Source organism: Pedobacter sp. AW31-3R, from assembly GCF_052180285.1.
Classification (GTDB): domain Bacteria; phylum Bacteroidota; class Bacteroidia; order Sphingobacteriales; family Sphingobacteriaceae; genus Pedobacter.
In genome coordinates this window covers 740,573-758,729 of record NZ_CP197475.1, presented here as the reverse complement: position 1 = coordinate 758,729, position 18,157 = coordinate 740,573, and the positions used below count along the sequence as shown (strand labels likewise).

At 41.7% G+C, this 18,157-nt stretch carries 13 protein-coding genes; 10 read left to right on the top strand and 3 right to left on the bottom strand.

Annotation, left to right across the window (positions count from 1 at the left end):
* Positions 1–3: 3 nt before the first annotated feature.
* The gene (locus ACSBL2_RS03170) at positions 4–1,854 is read left to right on the top strand and encodes a DNA polymerase III subunit gamma/tau (protein ID WP_442590226.1); all 1,851 of its coding nucleotides are present in this window, start codon (positions 4–6) and stop codon (positions 1,852–1,854) included.
* 4 nt (positions 1,855–1,858) lie between these two features.
* Here the strand turns inward: ACSBL2_RS03170 and ACSBL2_RS03165 are convergent, their stop codons facing one another.
* A complete protein-coding gene (locus ACSBL2_RS03165) occupies positions 1,859–2,278 on the bottom strand; it encodes a hypothetical protein (protein ID WP_442590225.1) in 420 nt (139 codons plus the stop codon).
* Positions 2,279–2,404: 126 nt separating this feature from the next.
* Between ACSBL2_RS03165 and ACSBL2_RS03160 the strand changes: the two genes are divergently transcribed.
* The 3 genes from ACSBL2_RS03160 to ACSBL2_RS03150 all read left to right on the top strand — a co-directional run bounded on the left by ACSBL2_RS03160 (position 2,405) and on the right by ACSBL2_RS03150 (position 7,268).
* Positions 2,405–3,640 (top strand): isocitrate dehydrogenase (NADP(+)), encoded by a 1,236-nt coding sequence (locus ACSBL2_RS03160; RefSeq protein ID WP_442590224.1) that lies wholly within the window; start codon positions 2,405–2,407, stop codon positions 3,638–3,640.
* Positions 3,641–3,884: 244 nt separating this feature from the next.
* A complete protein-coding gene (locus tag ACSBL2_RS03155; protein ID WP_442590223.1) occupies positions 3,885–5,201 on the top strand; it encodes a PQQ-dependent sugar dehydrogenase in 1,317 nt (438 codons plus the stop codon).
* Positions 5,202–7,268, top strand: a complete 2,067-nt coding sequence (locus ACSBL2_RS03150; protein WP_442590222.1) for a TonB-dependent receptor family protein — start codon at positions 5,202–5,204, stop codon at positions 7,266–7,268.
* Positions 7,269–7,277: 9 nt separating this feature from the next.
* Here the strand turns inward: ACSBL2_RS03150 and ACSBL2_RS03145 are convergent, their stop codons facing one another.
* On the bottom strand, positions 7,278–7,619 hold the full coding sequence (locus ACSBL2_RS03145; RefSeq protein ID WP_442590221.1) for a single-stranded DNA-binding protein: 342 nt from the start codon (positions 7,617–7,619) through the stop codon (positions 7,278–7,280).
* A gap of 160 nt (positions 7,620–7,779) precedes the next feature.
* Here ACSBL2_RS03145 and ACSBL2_RS03140 point away from each other — a divergent pair, with 160 nt between their 5' ends.
* The 3 genes from ACSBL2_RS03140 (at position 7,780) to ACSBL2_RS03130 (ending at position 10,160) form a co-directional block, all read left to right on the top strand.
* On the top strand, positions 7,780–8,139 hold the full coding sequence (locus ACSBL2_RS03140; RefSeq protein ID WP_442590220.1) for a hypothetical protein: 360 nt from the start codon (positions 7,780–7,782) through the stop codon (positions 8,137–8,139).
* A gap of 99 nt (positions 8,140–8,238) precedes the next feature.
* Positions 8,239–8,907 carry a hypothetical protein gene (locus ACSBL2_RS03135; protein ID WP_442590219.1) on the top strand — a complete coding sequence of 223 codons (669 nt, stop codon included), beginning with the start codon at positions 8,239–8,241 and terminating at the stop codon, positions 8,905–8,907.
* Between the two features lie 50 nt (positions 8,908–8,957).
* Entirely contained in the window at positions 8,958–10,160 is a 1,203-nt protein-coding gene (locus ACSBL2_RS03130) for an MFS transporter (RefSeq protein ID WP_442590218.1), read from the top strand.
* Here the strand turns inward: ACSBL2_RS03130 and lgt are convergent.
* Positions 10,150–10,986: a prolipoprotein diacylglyceryl transferase gene (gene lgt / locus ACSBL2_RS03125; protein ID WP_442590217.1), complete on the bottom strand. Its 837-nt coding sequence runs from the start codon at positions 10,984–10,986 to the stop codon at positions 10,150–10,152. The genes ACSBL2_RS03130 and lgt overlap by 11 nt on opposite strands.
* 407 nt (positions 10,987–11,393) lie before the next feature.
* On the opposite strand from lgt, the gene ACSBL2_RS03120 reads away from it, so the two are divergent.
* The 3 genes from ACSBL2_RS03120 (at position 11,394) to ACSBL2_RS03110 (ending at position 17,954) form a co-directional block, all read left to right on the top strand.
* A complete protein-coding gene (locus tag ACSBL2_RS03120) occupies positions 11,394–14,444 on the top strand; it encodes a SusC/RagA family TonB-linked outer membrane protein (RefSeq protein ID WP_442590216.1) in 3,051 nt (1,016 codons plus the stop codon).
* Positions 14,445–14,457: 13 nt separating this feature from the next.
* A complete protein-coding gene (locus tag ACSBL2_RS03115; protein WP_442590215.1) occupies positions 14,458–15,900 on the top strand; it encodes a RagB/SusD family nutrient uptake outer membrane protein in 1,443 nt (480 codons plus the stop codon).
* 236 nt (positions 15,901–16,136) lie between these two features.
* Positions 16,137–17,954 (top strand): 7TM diverse intracellular signaling domain-containing protein, encoded by a 1,818-nt coding sequence (locus ACSBL2_RS03110; protein WP_442590214.1) that lies wholly within the window; start codon positions 16,137–16,139, stop codon positions 17,952–17,954.
* Positions 17,955–18,157: the final 203 nt, after the last annotated feature.

Below are 18,157 nucleotides of genomic sequence, written 5' to 3'. Positions count from 1 at the left end.
GCGATGGAGAATTTTATTGTATCGGCCAGAAAATACCGTCCAGCAACTTTTGAGACTGTTGTGGGGCAACACCATATCACCGGAACTTTAAAAAATGCGATCAAAAACAACCAACTGGCACAGGCATTTTTATTTTGTGGGCCAAGGGGAGTAGGAAAAACAACCTGCGCCAGGATCCTTGCCAAGACGATTAACTGTACCAATCTAACACCTGAAGTAGAGGCATGTGGTGTATGCGATTCCTGTGTTTCTTTCCAGACCGGCCATTCTTTCAATTTTCATGAACTGGATGCGGCTTCAAATAACTCTGTAGACGATATCCGCAGTCTAATTGATCAGGTCAGGATCCCCCCACAGGCAGGAAAGTATAAAATATATATTATTGATGAGGTACACATGCTTTCAGCAAATGCCTTCAATGCCTTCCTGAAGACATTGGAAGAACCGCCTTCTTATGCCATATTTATTTTAGCGACTACAGAAAAACATAAAATATTACCTACGATCCTGTCACGCTGTCAGATCTTTGATTTCAATAGGATCCAGGTGGAAGACATTGCTGGTTTATTGAATAAAATTGCACAACGGGAAAGCATCGCAGTGGAAGCAGATGGTTTACATATCATTGCCCAAAAGGCTGACGGTGGTTTACGTGATGCTTTATCGATGTTTGACCAGATTGTTAGCTATACCAATAAAAACCTGACTTATAAATCGGTCATCGACAACTTAAATATCCTTGATTACGATTATTATTTTAAGCTTACGCAATACCTGACAAGCGCAAATGTAAGTCTGGCACTTGTCCTGTTCGACGAGATACTGAACAATGGTTTTGACGGAAATAACTTTATCAATGGATTGGCAAGTCACCTCAGGAACCTCCTTGTTGGAAAAGATCCCCAGACAGTCAAACTTCTTGAAGTGAGTGAAAATATTAAACAGAAATATATTTCGCAAAGTCAGCAGACATCAGTCTCCTTTATCTTAACCGCACTGAACCTGGCCAACCAATGTGACCTGACTTATAAAAACAGTAAAAACCAACGGTTACAGGTAGAACTGTCACTCATTAAGATGTGCCACATTCCATCGGTGCTTCAGCTCGCACAAACCCCGCTTACTGCAACTGACCAGGATCAGATTAAAAAAAAAACTAATGTAAAAACTGAAGAGGCTAGAGCGGGAGAAAGACCTGAAACTTTACCTCTGCCAAATACAACGGTCGGTACCCCAACCGTACCGCAGGCAACCAGGCACACACAAGATATTCCGGTAGTCCCAGTGATGCCGGAATTACCGGCAATCGAAGTTGAACGGCCAAAGACCAATTCACACGCCAACCCTGCCAATAAAATTGTCCTGAAACCCAATCCTTCAGGAGCGGCAACCGTGGGAACATTAATCCCTTCGCTCACCTCATTGACAAGCCTGTCTGGTGGCATTGAAAGCGATGAACCAAAATATGTTTTTGGGGATGACAAGGAATCCTTTACACATGAGCAACTCATGGTTTTATGGAAAACGTATATCCAGAAAGTTAAGGAAGAGAACAAAATTAACTTTTATACCATACTGACTTCGAACGAGCCGATCTTAACAAAACCCAATGAAATTACAGTCCTGATTACGAACGGCGCACAGGAAAGCATTCTTCAGAATGAACAGGTCGAGTTCCTGAATTTCCTGAGAACAAGTCTTAAAAACTTTGAATTGGGTATTGTGACTAAAAAAGTAGAAAGCAAGCTCGAAAACAGATTGTATACCAGTATTGAAAAATATCAGTATCTGGTAGAGAAAAACCCCAAGCTAGCAGAAATGCGCAAACGGTTTAATCTCGATCTGCTCCCTTAAAAGCTTATTTCCTGATTTTAGGGGCATCGTTCACCGGATAACCTTCTTCATCCAGATCCGTGCGCTCATCTTCAGGGGTCCGCGCCAGGAATTCATCTTCAGCATTTAATTTCAGGATATCACCATCATCAATGTGCATTCCAAAATCATCCAGTCTGGCTTCTTTCTTATTTTTTTTACCTGTGTATTCATCTCCAATATATGGATTTGCCTCATCATAATCAGAATTATCGTCACCGCCATTCGCTGCAGTAGTTTCATAGGGAAGCGGATGGTCGTAATCTTTATCCGGCCCTTTCACGTCCAGCTCATAGCTGTTTTTTTCTTTGTCATAGGACAACTCATTGAAGTCTTTCGTCTCCCCTAGATCGGAATTGTGCAATTTATCCATTGCCCTTTTATCATTTTCTGTATTGCTAGCCATAACATTGTGGTTTATGTCAATATAACGTTACTTAATTAATATTTGTTTTTGTAAACAAGCAGCGGATGTGGCGAAAAACTTCAAATTTTATATCTTTGTTAGAATAAGTTAAATTGAAACCATAATATGTCTGTACAAAAAATTAAAGTAGCCCAGCCAGTTGTAGAACTAGATGGTGATGAAATGACCCGCATCATCTGGAAATTCATTAAGGATAAATTGATTTTACCTTATCTAGATCTTGATATTAAATATTATGATCTTGGTGTAGAATACCGTGATGAAACTAATGATCAGGTGACTATCGATGCTGCTGAAGCTATCAAAAAATACGGTGTTGGTATCAAATGCGCTACCATTACTCCTGATGAGGACCGTGTAAAAGAATTCAGCTTAAAACAAATGTGGAAATCACCAAACGGAACCATCCGTAATATCCTTGATGGTACTGTTTTCCGTGAGCCTATTGTCATGAGCAACGTTCCCCGTTTAGTACCCAACTGGACAGCACCAATTTGTATCGGCCGTCATGCTTTTGGCGATCAGTACCGTGCAACTGACCTGGTAACTAAAGGTAAAGGAAAGCTTACCCTGACATTTACACCGGAAGATGGTGGTGAAGTCCAGTCATTCGATGTGTATAACTTCCAGGGTGACGGTGTTGCTTTGGCTATGTACAACACTGACGAGAGTATCCGTGGCTTTGCACATGCATGTTTCAACCAGGCATTGATCAAAAAATGGCCTTTATATTTATCTACAAAAAACACTATCCTTAAAAAATATGATGGCCGTTTTAAAGATATCTTCCAGGAAATATATGAAAATGATTTCTTAGCGAAATTCAAAGAAGCAGGTATCACATATGAGCACCGTTTAATTGATGACATGGTGGCTTCCGCTCTTAAATGGAATGGTAACTTTGTTTGGGCTTGTAAAAATTATGATGGTGATGTTCAATCTGATACTGTTGCACAAGGCTTCGGTTCATTGGGTTTAATGACTTCTGTATTGGTTACACCAGACGGAAAAACTATGGAAGCAGAAGCTGCACATGGTACCGTTACACGTCATTACCGTGACCACCAAGCTGGAAAGCCAACTTCTACCAACCCTATTGCTTCTATTTTTGCATGGACAAGGGGCCTTGAATTCCGTGGTGTATTAGACAATAACCAGGAATTGATCAATTTCTGCCATACTTTAGAGCAGGTTTGTATTGAAACTGTAGAAAGTGGAAAGATGACTAAAGATCTAGCTGTTTGTATCCATGGCAATAAAGTTGAACACGGTAAGGATTATTTATATACTGAAGAATTCCTGGCTGCAATTGACGAGAATTTACAGGCAAGATTAGCTTAATCCTGCTTTTCTATCCTACACAAAAACAGCCTCCTGGTCTTCACTGAACAGGAGGCTGTTTTATGCAAAAGTATACCGCTAGTTGATGATAATGAAAAGACATTCGTTTTTGCTTTTGGAATATCACAATCCCCCCTTACAGCATCAGAATAGTTTCCACACATCGCCTGAATAGCCAAACATCTTTATCCATACGTTGTTTAAACTATCAGGAATATATTTGATAAGCGTTTAAAAGATAACTATGAAAAAATACCTCTTACTCTTTGCTGCAGTACCTTTCTTTATGGCCTGTAATTCTGAAAATAAGGAAAACACCACAGGAACAGATAGTACGATTACAGACACGACTGAAAATGCCCTGAATTTACCTGCACCAGATACCAATGCTGCTAAAAATAATTTCAGCAAGGTCATAGGATGGCCAGAAGGCAAAACACCTGTTGCCCCTGCAGGTTTTACCGTGACAAAGTTTGCTACAAAAATCAAAAGTCCCAGAAATATATACATTGCACCAAATGGCGATATCCTGGTGGTACTCTCCAACTCTGAACGCAATACAAAGGAGAAAATAGCCAATGCCTTAAGCGGCAAAGCTAAAGCGGAAGTTGGGGGATCAAGTGCCAATACCGTGATGCTGTACAGGGATAGCAATAACGATGGCAAGTTTGACTTACAAACCACCTTCCTTAGCGGTCTCGACCAGCCATACGGGGTGTTGATCATAGGAAAAAGCTTTTATGTCGCGAATACGGATGGTCTGTATCAATACCCTTATCAAACTGGAGATACAAAGATCAGTGGCACAGGTAAAAAAATTCTTAGCCTGCCAGCCGGCGGATATAACAATCACTGGACAAGAAACCTGATTGCCAACGCAGATAACTCTAAAATATATATTACTGTAGGATCTGGCAGCAATGTTGGTGAAAATGGAATGGAACATGAATTGCGCAGGGCAAATATTCTGGAAGTTAATCCTGACGGAACAGGGGAGCGTATCTATGCATCAGGGTTGCGTAATCCTGTCGGTGTTGCCTGGGCGCCGGGAACTTCCACCTTATGGACAGCAGTGAATGAACGCGACGGATTGGGCGACGACCTTGTTCCTGATTACATTACCAGTGTCCAAGATGGTGGTTTCTATGGTTGGCCATATTCTTATTATGGACAGCATGAAGACCCAAGAATGAAAGGTCAACATCCTGAACTGGTAAAATCGGCCATAGTCCCTGATCTTGCCGTAGGATCTCATACAGCATCATTGGGACTTACCTTTTATACTGGTAAAGCATTTCCTGACCAATACCAGGGAGCAGCATTTATTGGCCAGCATGGCTCCTGGAACAGATCAAAACTAGCCGGTTATAAAGTGGGGATGGTTAAATTCAAAGATGGAAAACCACAGGGAAAAATGGAAGACTTTTTAACGGGATTTATTGCAGATGAAAGCAAAAGTGAAGTATATGGCCGCCCTGTAGGTGTGGCTGTAGCCAAAGACGGTGCTTTATTAGTTGCCGATGATGTCAGCAGTACCGTATGGAGGGTTGCAGCAAAATAAATGAAGAACAGGCTAACACTTTTCCTCCTTTCGTTTTCTCTTCTTGCTTATGGTCAGGCCAAACAGGATACCTCAAAGAAATTAAAAGAGGTGGTCATTAAACCCTATTTTAGTCCACAATCTTTATTAAGAGCTACAGGTGCTGTTGACATCATTGATGCAACGGCACTTGAAAAACAGCTTCCCCAATCATTCGTTGCAGCAATGAATACCATTGCGGGATTACGGATGGAAGAAAGGTCACCTGGAAGCTACCGTCTCTCTATACGCGGAAGCTTGTTAAGGTCTCCTTTCGGGATAAGGAATGTAAAAATCTATTTTGATGATTTCCCGCTTACCGATGCAGGGGGCAACAGTTATCTGAATGCACTTGATGTTGCTGCTGCAGGTAGTATCCAGATACTAAAAGGCCCGCAAAGCAGTCTGTATGGGGCAAATTCCGGAGGTGTCATCCTCATCAACAGTCCTCAAACGGGAACAACATCCCCTAACAGCGTAGCTTTAAATGTCACAGGAGGTTCTTTTGGATTGTTCCGCCAGCATCTTTCTTTGGGTAAGACCTGGAAAAAATATAGGTTCAACCTCACCCAGGCTTATCAGCGTAGTAATGGCTACCGTGACCACAGCGGAATGGAACGCAAGTATATCCAGTTGAGCCAGCAATGGGACTATTCCCGCAGCAGCAATTTAAAGGCACTTTTCTTTTATTCCGATTTACATTATGAGACGCCCGGGGGATTAACGGCAGCGCAGTATGCTTTGAACCCAGCATGGTCAAGACCCGCAGCCGGGGAAATTCGCAGTGCTGTAGAACAGCAGGCGGGTATCTATAGCAAGACTGGTTTCGCGGGGATCTCCAATACCTGGAATATCAATTCAAATTTCAAGCAGGTAACCGCCGTATTCGGTTCGTATACTGATTTTAAAAATCCTTTTATTACCAATTACGAACACCGTAAGGAGTTTACACTGGGAATAAGAACCTATGTTTCTTATGAAAAAAAGACCACTGATGTAAACTGGCAGTTTAATCTTGGTCTTGAAGGTGCGGGTACACATACAGATTTCAGCAACCGGGGAAATAATTTTGGTGAGGCCGGTACATTGACAGCTGCTGATCAGCTGCATGCAGCAACCAACTTTGCCTTTGCACATCTGCATGCAGACCTTAAAGAAAAGTTGTTCATTGAATTGTCTGCCAGTGCCAATTTATACCGTTATAGCTATGAAAGCACTTATCCTGAAATCATTGCAGAAAAGACAAACAGCTTCAACACCCAGATAATGCCCCGCCTGGCACTCTCTTATCTGCTTGTGCCGGAAGTATCTCTTCGCGGATCTGTCAGCAGAGGATACTCTCCCCCTACCCTTTCAGAAATCAGGGCTTCGGACAATATCATCAATGTGGATTTACAGCCCGAAAACGGCTGGAATTATGAAACAGGGCTGAAATATCAGGCTGCAGGGCAACGGTTCATCCTGGATGTCACTGGCTTCTATTATCGTTTAAAAAATGCGATTGTAAGAAGAGCAAATGAAAATGACACAGATTACTTCATTAATGCCGGCGGAACCAAACAATGGGGATTGGAAACCTCGCTGTCAGGAACCATCATTACACCCAACCAAAGTCATTTTATACAGGGACTTCAGTTGAGCAGTGCTTACACCTTAAGTCGTTTTACATTCGACGACTATTTCGACCGCAGTGTAAATCTTTCTGGAAAATCCTTAACCGGAGTTCCCAAAAATATGATCACCAGCAGTATCAGTGTACAGCTATCTGAACATTTTAACCTCTTTCTACAACATACCTATTCGTCAAGGATTCCACTCACAGATGCAAATACCGTTTATGCGAATGAATACCATTTAATGCAGGGCAGGATCGGCTGGAAAAGTCTTTCCATTGCAGGTATCCCCTTAGAGATATTTGCAGGTGCGGATAATATCTTCGACAGCAAATATAGTTTAGGAAACGATTTGAATGCCGCCGGAGGACGTTATCTCAATGCTGCCGCGACAAGAAATTTCTACGGTGGTCTGACCGTCAACTTCCAAAAATAATCCATCCGCCTATAAATCATATTTATCTACAACTTCCAACTGGTTGACAATGATTTCCGTAATGTAGCGCTGCTCGCCATTTTTATCTGTATACGTTTGTGTAGACAGCTTTCCTTCAATACGCATCGCAGAACCTTTCTTCACCAGATTTTCAACCAGATCAACCTTTTGATTCCAGAAAATAAGGTTAAACCATTGCGTATGGTCAACAGCCTCTCCCAAACTGTTCTTATAAAATTCATTCACCCCCAGACTTAATCTCGCCATCTTCTTTTCATTGGCAAAGTTGACCAGTACCGGATCCATACCGGCAAAACCTGTCAAACGCACGCTGTTTTTAATTCTTTCCATTTTTCTATCAGATTACTATTTTATTCGCTAACTGTAAATAAGACATAGGCAAATATGAAGAAGAGAAAGTCCAGCAATAGAGAATTAAACGATTATATCCGAATAATTAACTACCCTAATGAAAATAGCTATACATTTTGGAAATAATTCAATATATCAAATGGAGAAATACTGCTTGGCCTGCGGGACATTAATTACAGGAAGGATAGATAAGAAATTTTGCGACCATTATTGCCGCAGCGAATTTAACAACAGCATTAACAAAGGAAAAAACATGTGGATGCGAAAGATAAATAAGATATTAAACCGCAACAAACTTATATTGGAGAAGTTTGTTGCCCGAAAAAAGCTGTCTCTCACTGTAGATATCCTGACCGCCGCTGGATTTGATTTCAGGTACTATACCCATCAGGAGACAGATGAAGAGGATATGAAATATATTTTTTGCTATGAATACGGTTATCGCATTGAAAAGGGTAAAGAAGTACGTTTAAAAAAAGTCTCCTCCCTGGAAGAATAACCTGTGGAGATCTTTGGCTGCATACCTTTTCTTGTGGGGCTGATCATTTTATTAAAGAAAAACAAATATCTTAGCGGGCAGCCCCCCATACTTTCATCCATGGGAAAGGTATGGTTACAGCCTATTCAAATGATCTCTACAAAACATATGCAGTCGTTACCCGACGCCAAAAAGTTAAAAGCCAGTTGCAAAGCAATGGCAGTCCTGGATGCTATATTTTCACAGGAATGGATTTATCGTTATTACTCTTTTGACCACAACTGGAGTGAAAATGAAGAATTTTTCGAAATGAGGAATGGTGAAGGCGGACAAATGCTGATTCTTTTCAGAGCAGAAGGTACAGTCATTAATGGGTACAGCAGTGACGCAAATCAACATCATAAAGAGAAGGTAACACATCTACTTCCTCCTGTGTATCATGAATTCATTTTTGGTGAACCCGTAAATTCCTCAGGGACTACTTTTTGTTTGTGGACAGATACAGATGGAAACTGGACCACAGGCCAGCTTTCTGAAGAAGACGATTTCTCTGAAGAGCTCTTATCTGCACTGGATGGAATCCCTCAGACTTATATCAATTGGGCCTCTGCCTATTATGCAGGAAGTTATGTTGACACCGGTATTCCCCTGGATACAGTAAAAGCAATTTTCAATCATGAACCCCTGACGAAGGAAATGGTCCTATCTCTGGTGAATGAAATTGAAGACTGGGAGCAATTAAAAACTGACCTTCTTGAAATTTCATATCAGTATCATATAATCGATTAAATCCATTTAGTAGGGCAACAATCGTATCTTTGCAAAAAATTGATGCGCTCATGAAAATATTGAAACTGATCTCCAATACCAAAACAAGCCTGATTACCCTTTGTTTGGGCGGTATTAGTCTGGGAATGACAGAATTCATGATGATGGGCGTATTACCCGACGTCGCAAAATCACTATCGGTATCTATTCCGGATGCAGGACACCTCATTGCAATTTATGCCCTCGGCGTAATTATCGGTGCTCCGGTAATGGTTGGGATACTGGGAAAATACCCGCCAAAAAGAGTGCTTATCGGTTTGATGATCAGTGTCGCCGCGGGTAACCTCCTGTTCTCCGTGGCTCCGACCTATACCTTATTGCTCATTTCAAGATTTCTGGTGGGACTTCCCCATGGGGCCTTTTTTGGTATAGGTGCAGTGGTTGCCAGTAAATTAGCAGACCCTGGAAGTGAGGCAAAATCCGTTTCCGTCATGTTTGCCGGATTAACAATAGCCAATATCATAGGTGTTCCCCTGGGTACCTTTATAGGCCATAACGTCAGCTGGAGAATTTCTTTTATCATCATCTCTGCGATGGCATTAATCACTGCCGCAAGTATAAAGCGCTGGTTGCCCATGCTGCCATCCCAATCAGACACCAAGTTCTCTGAAAGTGCCAAAGTATTTAAAAAATCAGAATTTTGGATCATTACCGGTATTTCTGCAATTGGTACAGGCGGATTATTTGCATGGATCAGTTATATCGCTCCACTAATGACTGAAGTTGCCCGCTTTGACGAAAATATGATGACTCCGATCATGGTGATTGCCGGTTTGGGTATGGCTGTCGGTAATTTTGCAGGCGGCCGTCTGGCAGATCGCTTCTCTCCGCTTAAAACCACCAGCTACCTGCTGATCATTATGGTAGGTGTCCTTATTTTAGTGGCGCTGACCAGTCACATTCAACCTGTAGCTATCCTGCTTACTTTCATTACTGGCGGACTAGCTTTCGCCGTGATTGCTCCTATGCAAATGCTGATGATCCGGTCTGCAAAAGGCGCAGAGATGCTGGCATCATCCACGATGCAGGCGAGTGCAAACATGGGAAATGCCCTTGGCGCTTTTCTTGGGGGTTTACCTATCGCAGCAGGTTTCGGATATACCTCACCGGAATATGTAGGTGCATTCCTTGCATTAATAGGATTTTTCCTGTGTTTACTGTTAACCTGGATATTCAGTACAAGAAATAAATCAAAAAAGGTAGCTATCGCCTAACCTCTTCTGATGCTACGATTCCTTTCTTTCCATTTTTCAGGTACATGATCCATAAGCCAGTGAGTATAAATGGAATACTCAGGATTTGCCCCATATTCAACAGCATTCCCGCTTCAAAGGCCGACTGATCTTCTTTAATAAACTCCACCGCGATACGGAAACAGAAAATAAGGAAGATAACCATACCAAAGTAGAAGCCTGAAGGTTTAGGGAACCTGTTTATCATCAGATAAACAAAGCCGAAAATTAAAACATAGGCAATAGCTTCATACAGCTGTGCAGGATGGCGCGGAATATTGTCATCTCTTAGAAAAACAAAAGCCCAGCTTACATCTGTAGGCTTCCCGATAATTTCAGAGTTCATCAGGTTTCCCAAACGGATAAAAGCTCCTGCCAAAGGTACAACCAAGGCAATCTGGTCAAGCATAAACCATAATTTAATCCCGAACTTCCTGCTAAAGAGAATTAAGCTCAGCATGATTCCCAATCCACCACCGTGACTGGCCAAGCCCTGAAAACCTGTGATTTTAAATTCAGGTGTAAAAGTAAATGGCAAAATGATCTCCAGCGGATGCTGGGAATAATAGGCAAAGTCATAAAAAAGACAATGTCCCAGTCTGGCTCCAATCAATGTACCCAGTACCACATAGATGGTCAGCGAATCCATCAGGGCGACATCCAGTTTATATTTTATAAACTGTTTTTTCACCACGATATAACTGGACACGAAAGCCAGTAAAAAGCAGAGTGAATAATACCTCAAAGCAAAAAATCCCAGATCGATAATCGCATCATTCGGGTCCCAGATAATTGTGTTTATAACCATGGTAAAAGCAAAAGCCTGATAAAAATTGTGTTGCAAAGATAGACCATATCGGCAGATATGCAATATGGTTGCAGCCTAATCGGGCATTGTTTTTTCGGCCTAAATGACTGAAAGTATAAATCATAAAATAGGGAGCAAAAAAACCATAATTACTTAAAAATTGTCACGCAAATCCACAAAACAAGCTCTTTTTAAGCGTAAATAGTCTAAAATTATGGCCATTATTAGCCAAAAACAATCAAACCAATCCATAAAACCATTATTTTCTGTATACGTTATAAAGTAATTCATCTACTCATTTACCTTATTGGGCGATATGTTCCTTAGCCAGACCTCCCGTAATGGCTGATCACCTTAAATATTCAGGATATTGCCCCTACTATTAATTAACTACTAACTAAGGCTAAATGAAAAAAAATCTATTTAAACTTATGTTGTTCTTTTTTGTGCTGGTCACCCAGGTTTACGCGCAGGATAGAACGATAACAGGAAAAGTTACAGCGACCGAGGATGGTCTTCCCTTACCTGGGGTCTCTGTAAAAATTCAGGGTTCCAATATGGGAACATCGACAAGCAGTGACGGATCATTTACCGTAAAAATTCCTTCGAACACAAAAGCAGTGACATTCTCCTTTACAGGTTTTGTCACCAAAGTGGTGAATTTAAACTCCTCCACCCACCTGGCTATCCAGCTGGAAACAGATACCAAAACACTCACGGAAGTAGTCATAAGAGATACTTATGGAAGTTATTCGCAAAAATCCTATGTAGGAGCTGCATCCGTCGTGAATGGAGCAGTGACAGAAAACAGGCCTACAGCCTCTCCAGTGAATGCTTTGCAGGGACAGGTAGCAGGTTTAAATGTTTCCGTAGGAAGTGGACAACCAGGCGCCAACGTCCAGGTAAGATTAAGAGGATTAGGCTCTACGGCGCTGAGTTCAAACCCATTGTATGTAGTGGACGGAATGATTATCAACTCTGGTGATCTTTCCAAAAACACAACAACCTCAAACGTCCTGGCAGGCATTAACAGTGACGATATCGAAAACATTACCGTATTGAAAGACGCTTCTGCAACCGCGATATATGGTTCAAGAGGTTCCAATGGTGTCATCTTGATCACCACCAAAAGAGGCAAATCTGGCAAGACGGCTGTACGTTTTGATGCAGAAACTGGGATAACCAGTAACCTTGCCCTTCCTGATGCAGGAACACCCTTAACGGCGGCACAATACAAAGAACTTTTTGCTGAGGGTCTGGCAAATGCTGGTTATACTGCTGCACAGATTGCCACAAGAGAAGAAAGCTATGGCATGAACAGCGGCCTAAGTAACGATTGGTACGATCTGGTGACGAAAAACGGGAGCCAGCAGCAATACAATGTTTCTGTAGCCGGAGGAAATGAAAACACCAAAATATTTACTTCTGCAGGTTATTTCAAACAGGAAGCCACCACTGTTGGCTCCAGCTTAAAAAGAATAAACGGCCTGTTTAATATTGATCATAAGATTAGTAAAAGGTTCAGTCTGACCACAGGGATCAACTTTTCCAACATAGCTCAATATACTCCTTCAGCCGCAGGCGCGTATGCAAACCCTATACTGGCAGCGTATTTTCTACGTCCTTTCCAGCTTGCCTATACTGCTGATGGCACACTGAATTCTTCAGATAGCGGAAACACCAATTTCGCAGCGGTATACAATCCGCTGTATACAGCCGAAAATGACAGTAAGTTTCTTTCGCAGACAAGAATATTGGGAAATACCGCACTAAAATGGGATATCTGGGATAAACTAAAATATACCTCCTATGTAAGTATTGATTACAATACACTGGAAGAGACAGAATATAACAATCCGACGATGGGCGATGGGGCAAGTGCTGCAGGCAGGTCTTACAACTATTATACACGTTATTTTAACTGGTTAACGAGAAATCAACTCGACTATAGCTGGGATATCCCTGGAGTGGAAGATTTGACCCTCGACGCTACCATCGGATATGAGGCACAACGCTCCAAAGAATATGACCTGAGTGCTTCAGGTACCGGTTACCCTGCAACCACCTCACTCACTGCGCTAGGCGTTACCGCAACTCCAACCAGTGCCAGTGCGGAGAATTCGAATTACTCCTTCAACTCATTATATTCCAGATTGAATTTTCACTACAAGGGCCGTTATGGACTTACAGGTACCTTTAGAAGGGATGGTTCTTCATTATTCGGGAAAAATAACCGTTTCGGTAATTTCTGGTCCGTAGGGGGGACATGGAATATAGATCAGGAAGAATTCTTTACGCAACAAAATATATTCAGCAGTGCCAAAGCCAGAGTATCCTACGGTACGTCGGGTAATGCACAGGGATTGGAAAATTATGGTTCACGTGCTTTATCCAAATATACCTATAACTATGCTGATGCCAATGGACAGCAATATAGTGAAGTTGGTAATCCGGATCTTACCTGGGAAACATCGCACAAATTTGATGCAGGGATTGATGTTGGCTTCTTCAACAATCGTTTAACGGTAAGTGCAGATTATTACAGAAATGTAATCGATGGTCTGATTCAGTCGGTAGCCATATCCGGAACCTCTGGATTCACGACCATAAAAGCCAACTCTGGTGCAATGATGAACAGGGGATTGGAATTGGGTATAAAAGGTATACCGGTACAGACAAAAAACTTCAGCTGGAACAGCAGCTTTAACATTGCGACCAACCACAACGAGGTGACCAAAATTGGCAATGCTTCCGGTGTTCACGACACCTATTATTATTTAGCTGAAGGTTATGATTATAATACCTATTATACCCGTTTATACGCTGGTGTAGATCCTGCGAATGGAAATGCCTTATGGTATACCGATGCTTCAAAAACGGCTACTACTTCCACTTATAGTGAGGCGAAACAGGTCGCCTATAAATCCGCCAGTCCTAAGTTTTTCGGGGGTTTCAATAACAACTTCACCTATAAAGGTTTCAGCTTAGGCGTTGATATTTATTATAACTATGGGAATTATATTGTAGATGGCTGGTCCAGGTACCTGAGTGATGGCACCTATTATACCTTCAATAAGTATCAGTACAACTATACCAACAGATGGACCACCGAAGGACAGGTTACCGATGTCCCTAAATATGTTGCAGGTGGCGGTACACAAAGTACCTCCTCTTCTTACTCTTCCAGATTTATTTATAAGGGAGATTACATCAGGCTGAAAAATCTGACTGTAGGATACGATTTTAAAAATATCAATTATCTGAAAAGAACATTAGGGATAAATAAGTTATACCTGTATGCCCGGGGCACCAACCTCTGGACAAAAACTTATGATGACCGCCTGACCGTGGATCCGGAATCCAGTTATTCCTCTGGTTCCACAAACTACCCGGGTGTAAGCTATGTGTCAATTCCCCAGGTTAAAACCTATACTGTTGGTCTTAATGTCGGATTTTAATAAAACAATTGTGATGAAACTTAAATCATACTTATATATACTGATGGCGGTAGTGGCGACGTCCTCCTGCAAAAAGAGCTTCCTGGATGAAGACCCATCGACAGCTATTGATGCTGCTACCTCTATTAAAACCGCCAATGATATGGCTGATGCGGTGAATGGAATGTATACTGCTTCCAGCAGCTATAAACTGTTTGGTCGGGATGTCCCTGTGCTGGGCGATCTGCTGGCTGACAATGCTTATGTAAGCTCTGCCAACTCCGGAAGATATATTTCTGAAAATGCTTATAATTTTATATCTACCAGTGCTGAAGCCAGTGATATTTGGAACCAGGGGTATTATACCATTTTACAGGCGAACAGGATCATCAGTGCCGGCCTGACAAGTGATGAAACTGTCGATCAACTACGTGGTGAAGCCTATACCATGCGTGCGCTGGTATACCTAAATCTGGTAAACTTTTTCGCTAGTCCATACCCGGTTAATCCCAATGCTGCAGGTGTGCCGATTGTCACCATTCCAACCTATGTAACCGGTCCTTATGAGAAACCGGCAAGGAATACTGTAGCCGAAGTTTACCAGCGTATCATTACCGATCTGGATAGTGCCTATCTGCTCATGCCTGCCACTTCAATTGGCAGTACGTATCATGCTACTTCCTCTAACTATATTGCTAAATACGCCGCAAAAGCCATAGAAGCCAGGGCTTATTTATATATGGGAGATTACGACAATGCCCGTGATGCAGCTTTACTGGTAACAGCAGGAGGCGGTTATTCATTAGCAGGTACCGCCGCCGCATTTAGTGAATATTGGAGCAGCGCGACTGCCGGCTCAGCCAAACTCGAAACCATCTTTGAACTCAACCTGAATACCTCCAGCAATAATGGAACCAACGGATTGGACTATATCTACAGCCAGAATGGATATGGTGACATCTTATGTACTGATGAACTGTACAATGCTTACAGCCTTACGGACAACAGGAGATCACTTCTGGTTGACGGCATACGGACTTCAAATGGTGCACAGGCTTATCTGGTCAATAAATATACAAATGTTAATGCTACAGACAGGGATGAACTGAAGATTATCCGTTATGCTGAAGTACTGCTTACGCTCGCTGAATCTTATGCCCGCTTGGGGGACAATACCAACGCGAAAGTCTACCTCAATCAGCTCGCGCAAAATCGTGATGCCACATTTGCAGGGTATACTTCGACAGGTACACAGCTCATTACTGATATATTAAACGAGAGAAGAAAAGAACTGGCATTTGAGGGCTTAAGATTCTTTGATTTCAGCAGACTGAATATGGTCATCAACAGACCGGTGCAGGAAAATGGCTATTCCTCTTATCCTACTGTTTCTCTGACCGACTTCAGGAGATTACAGCCAATTCCTCAAACGGAAATTGATGTAAACAGCAATATAACGCAGAATGCAGGCTATTAATTGTCGACCATCAAACACAACATACCAATATCAATTGCGACAGGTTTTACCTTTGATGGGGTAATACTTTTCAAAAACCGCTGTATGCCAAAAGCATATGGCGGTTTTTTTTTATCTTTGCCTTTCTCATCAGCTGTCCGGTACTTTGTTGTCCTATGTTTAACAAGTCTTTAATTTTCCTTATTACCTTATCACTTACCTGGCTAACGGTATCCTTTCAAGCAGCTGCTCAGAAGATGGTCAGCATAAATGATACCGTCAATCAGCATATTTTTATTTATCATGAAATTGAGGTCTTAAAGGATGCAAAGAACAATTTAAGCTTCGGGCAGATCCGTAGTCAGGGTTTAGATACACTCTTCAAACCAAGTGCAATCAGTACGCCCCAGACTAAAGATCTTACCGCCACATATTGGTTCAGAATCAGGATAAAACACAACAGCAAGGCTGAGAAAAGATTTCTGCTTGAATTTTTTGATCAGACGATTGATCATGTCACAGCTTATCTTCCACAAAAAGATGGTTCCTATACAAAAAAGGAATTTGGAGATACCTTTAATTTTAATCAGAGAGAAGTACACCATAAAAACTTTGAACTGTATATCAACAATGACAATGATGAGGCACAGGTATATTACTTTAAATTCAAATCCTCACAGATTTCCGATGCCATTATTGTATTACGTACGGTCGACTGGTTCATCTCCTATGCACTAGACGAGTATTTCTACTTCGGTATTTTCTATGGGATGATCCTCGTCTTTAGTTTCTACAACCTGATTATGTACATTGCCATGCGGCAAAAGCAGTACCTGTATTATGTACTGTATAATTTAAGCGTAGGTTTCTTCGAAATGAGCACTGATGGTATTGCCTTCCAGTACCTTTGGTCTGCTTCTACAGGCTGGAATCAGAATGCTTATGCTTTTGCCTTATATTTCATCAGTGTATTCGCCCTGTTGTTTACCCGGGAACTATTGTTTGTTAAAGCGAAAGCACCAAAACTGAATCAGCTGATCATGTATGTGATTGGCCTGAGAACTGCCTTATTTATCTACAGTTTGCTCTTTGCCCCCTCCCTGCTGACGTATAAATTTATTGAATTTCTGCCACTTGCAGTGGCGTTTTTTACCGGGATCTATATCTACGTGAAAGGATACAAACCTGCCCGTTTTTTTGTATTGGGTTATAGCTTTCTTTTTCTGGGATTTATCATTAAACTAATGATTATGATCGGCTTCTCCTGGCTGACATTTGGTGTTGTGGGTTATTACAGCCTCAGTTTCTGCTTTGTACTGGAAATGGTATTCCTTTCTTTCGCCATAGGTGATAAGGTCAGCTTACTGAAACACAAGAAAGAAAAAATACAACGTCAGATGATCAGGCAGATGGCAGAAAATGTAAAATTTAAAGACAGCCTGAATCAACAGCTGGAAACGAAAGTCGAGGAACGCACAAAAGAAGTCTACCATAAATCGTTGATCATTGAAGCGAAGAATGCAGAACTGGTTGCTGCCAATGATTTGTTATTGCAGCAGGCGGAAGAAATCTCAAGGATGAATGTCTTACTGGAACAGGATAACCAGGAATTGCAGACAAATGTGGAAAAGGTCACCCGTGACAGGGTAATGTCGGCAGATGTAGACTTTGAAGAATTCAGCAAAATTTACCCGGATAAGGAGACCTGTATGCTCTTTCTCTCCAACCTGAAATGGAAAGATGGGTATACCTGCCGCAAGTGTAAAAATACACATTACTATAACGGGCATATTGCCTATAGCCGGAGATGCAGCAAATGTGGATACGAGGAATCGGTAACGACCAATACTGTGTTTCAGAATACCCGTATACCGATCAATAAGGCATTTTATATGATCTACCTTATTTACTCTACCAAAGGAAAAATCTCTTCCCATAAACTTGCCGAAATCCTGAATATCCGCCAAAGTACCTGCTGGACCTACGGTTCCAAGATCAAACTCCTGATGGAAGAACGTAAGACAGTGCTTAAAAAAGCCAATAAGAATGGCTGGAGCCAGTTGGTTTTAGAATAAAATCCTCTTTCGTACGTATTTCACAGGATCAAATTGTATGATGAACGAACTCCGGTAGACTGCTTATTGCAGCAATAACCCGGAACATGTCAACAAAAAACCAGCTTATTTCAACAAATTAATTCGGGTAACAGAGCGTATCATTTCTATCGGAAGACACGGTAAGTATCATTTGTTAAGGCCTGAATATCAGTACAAAATCT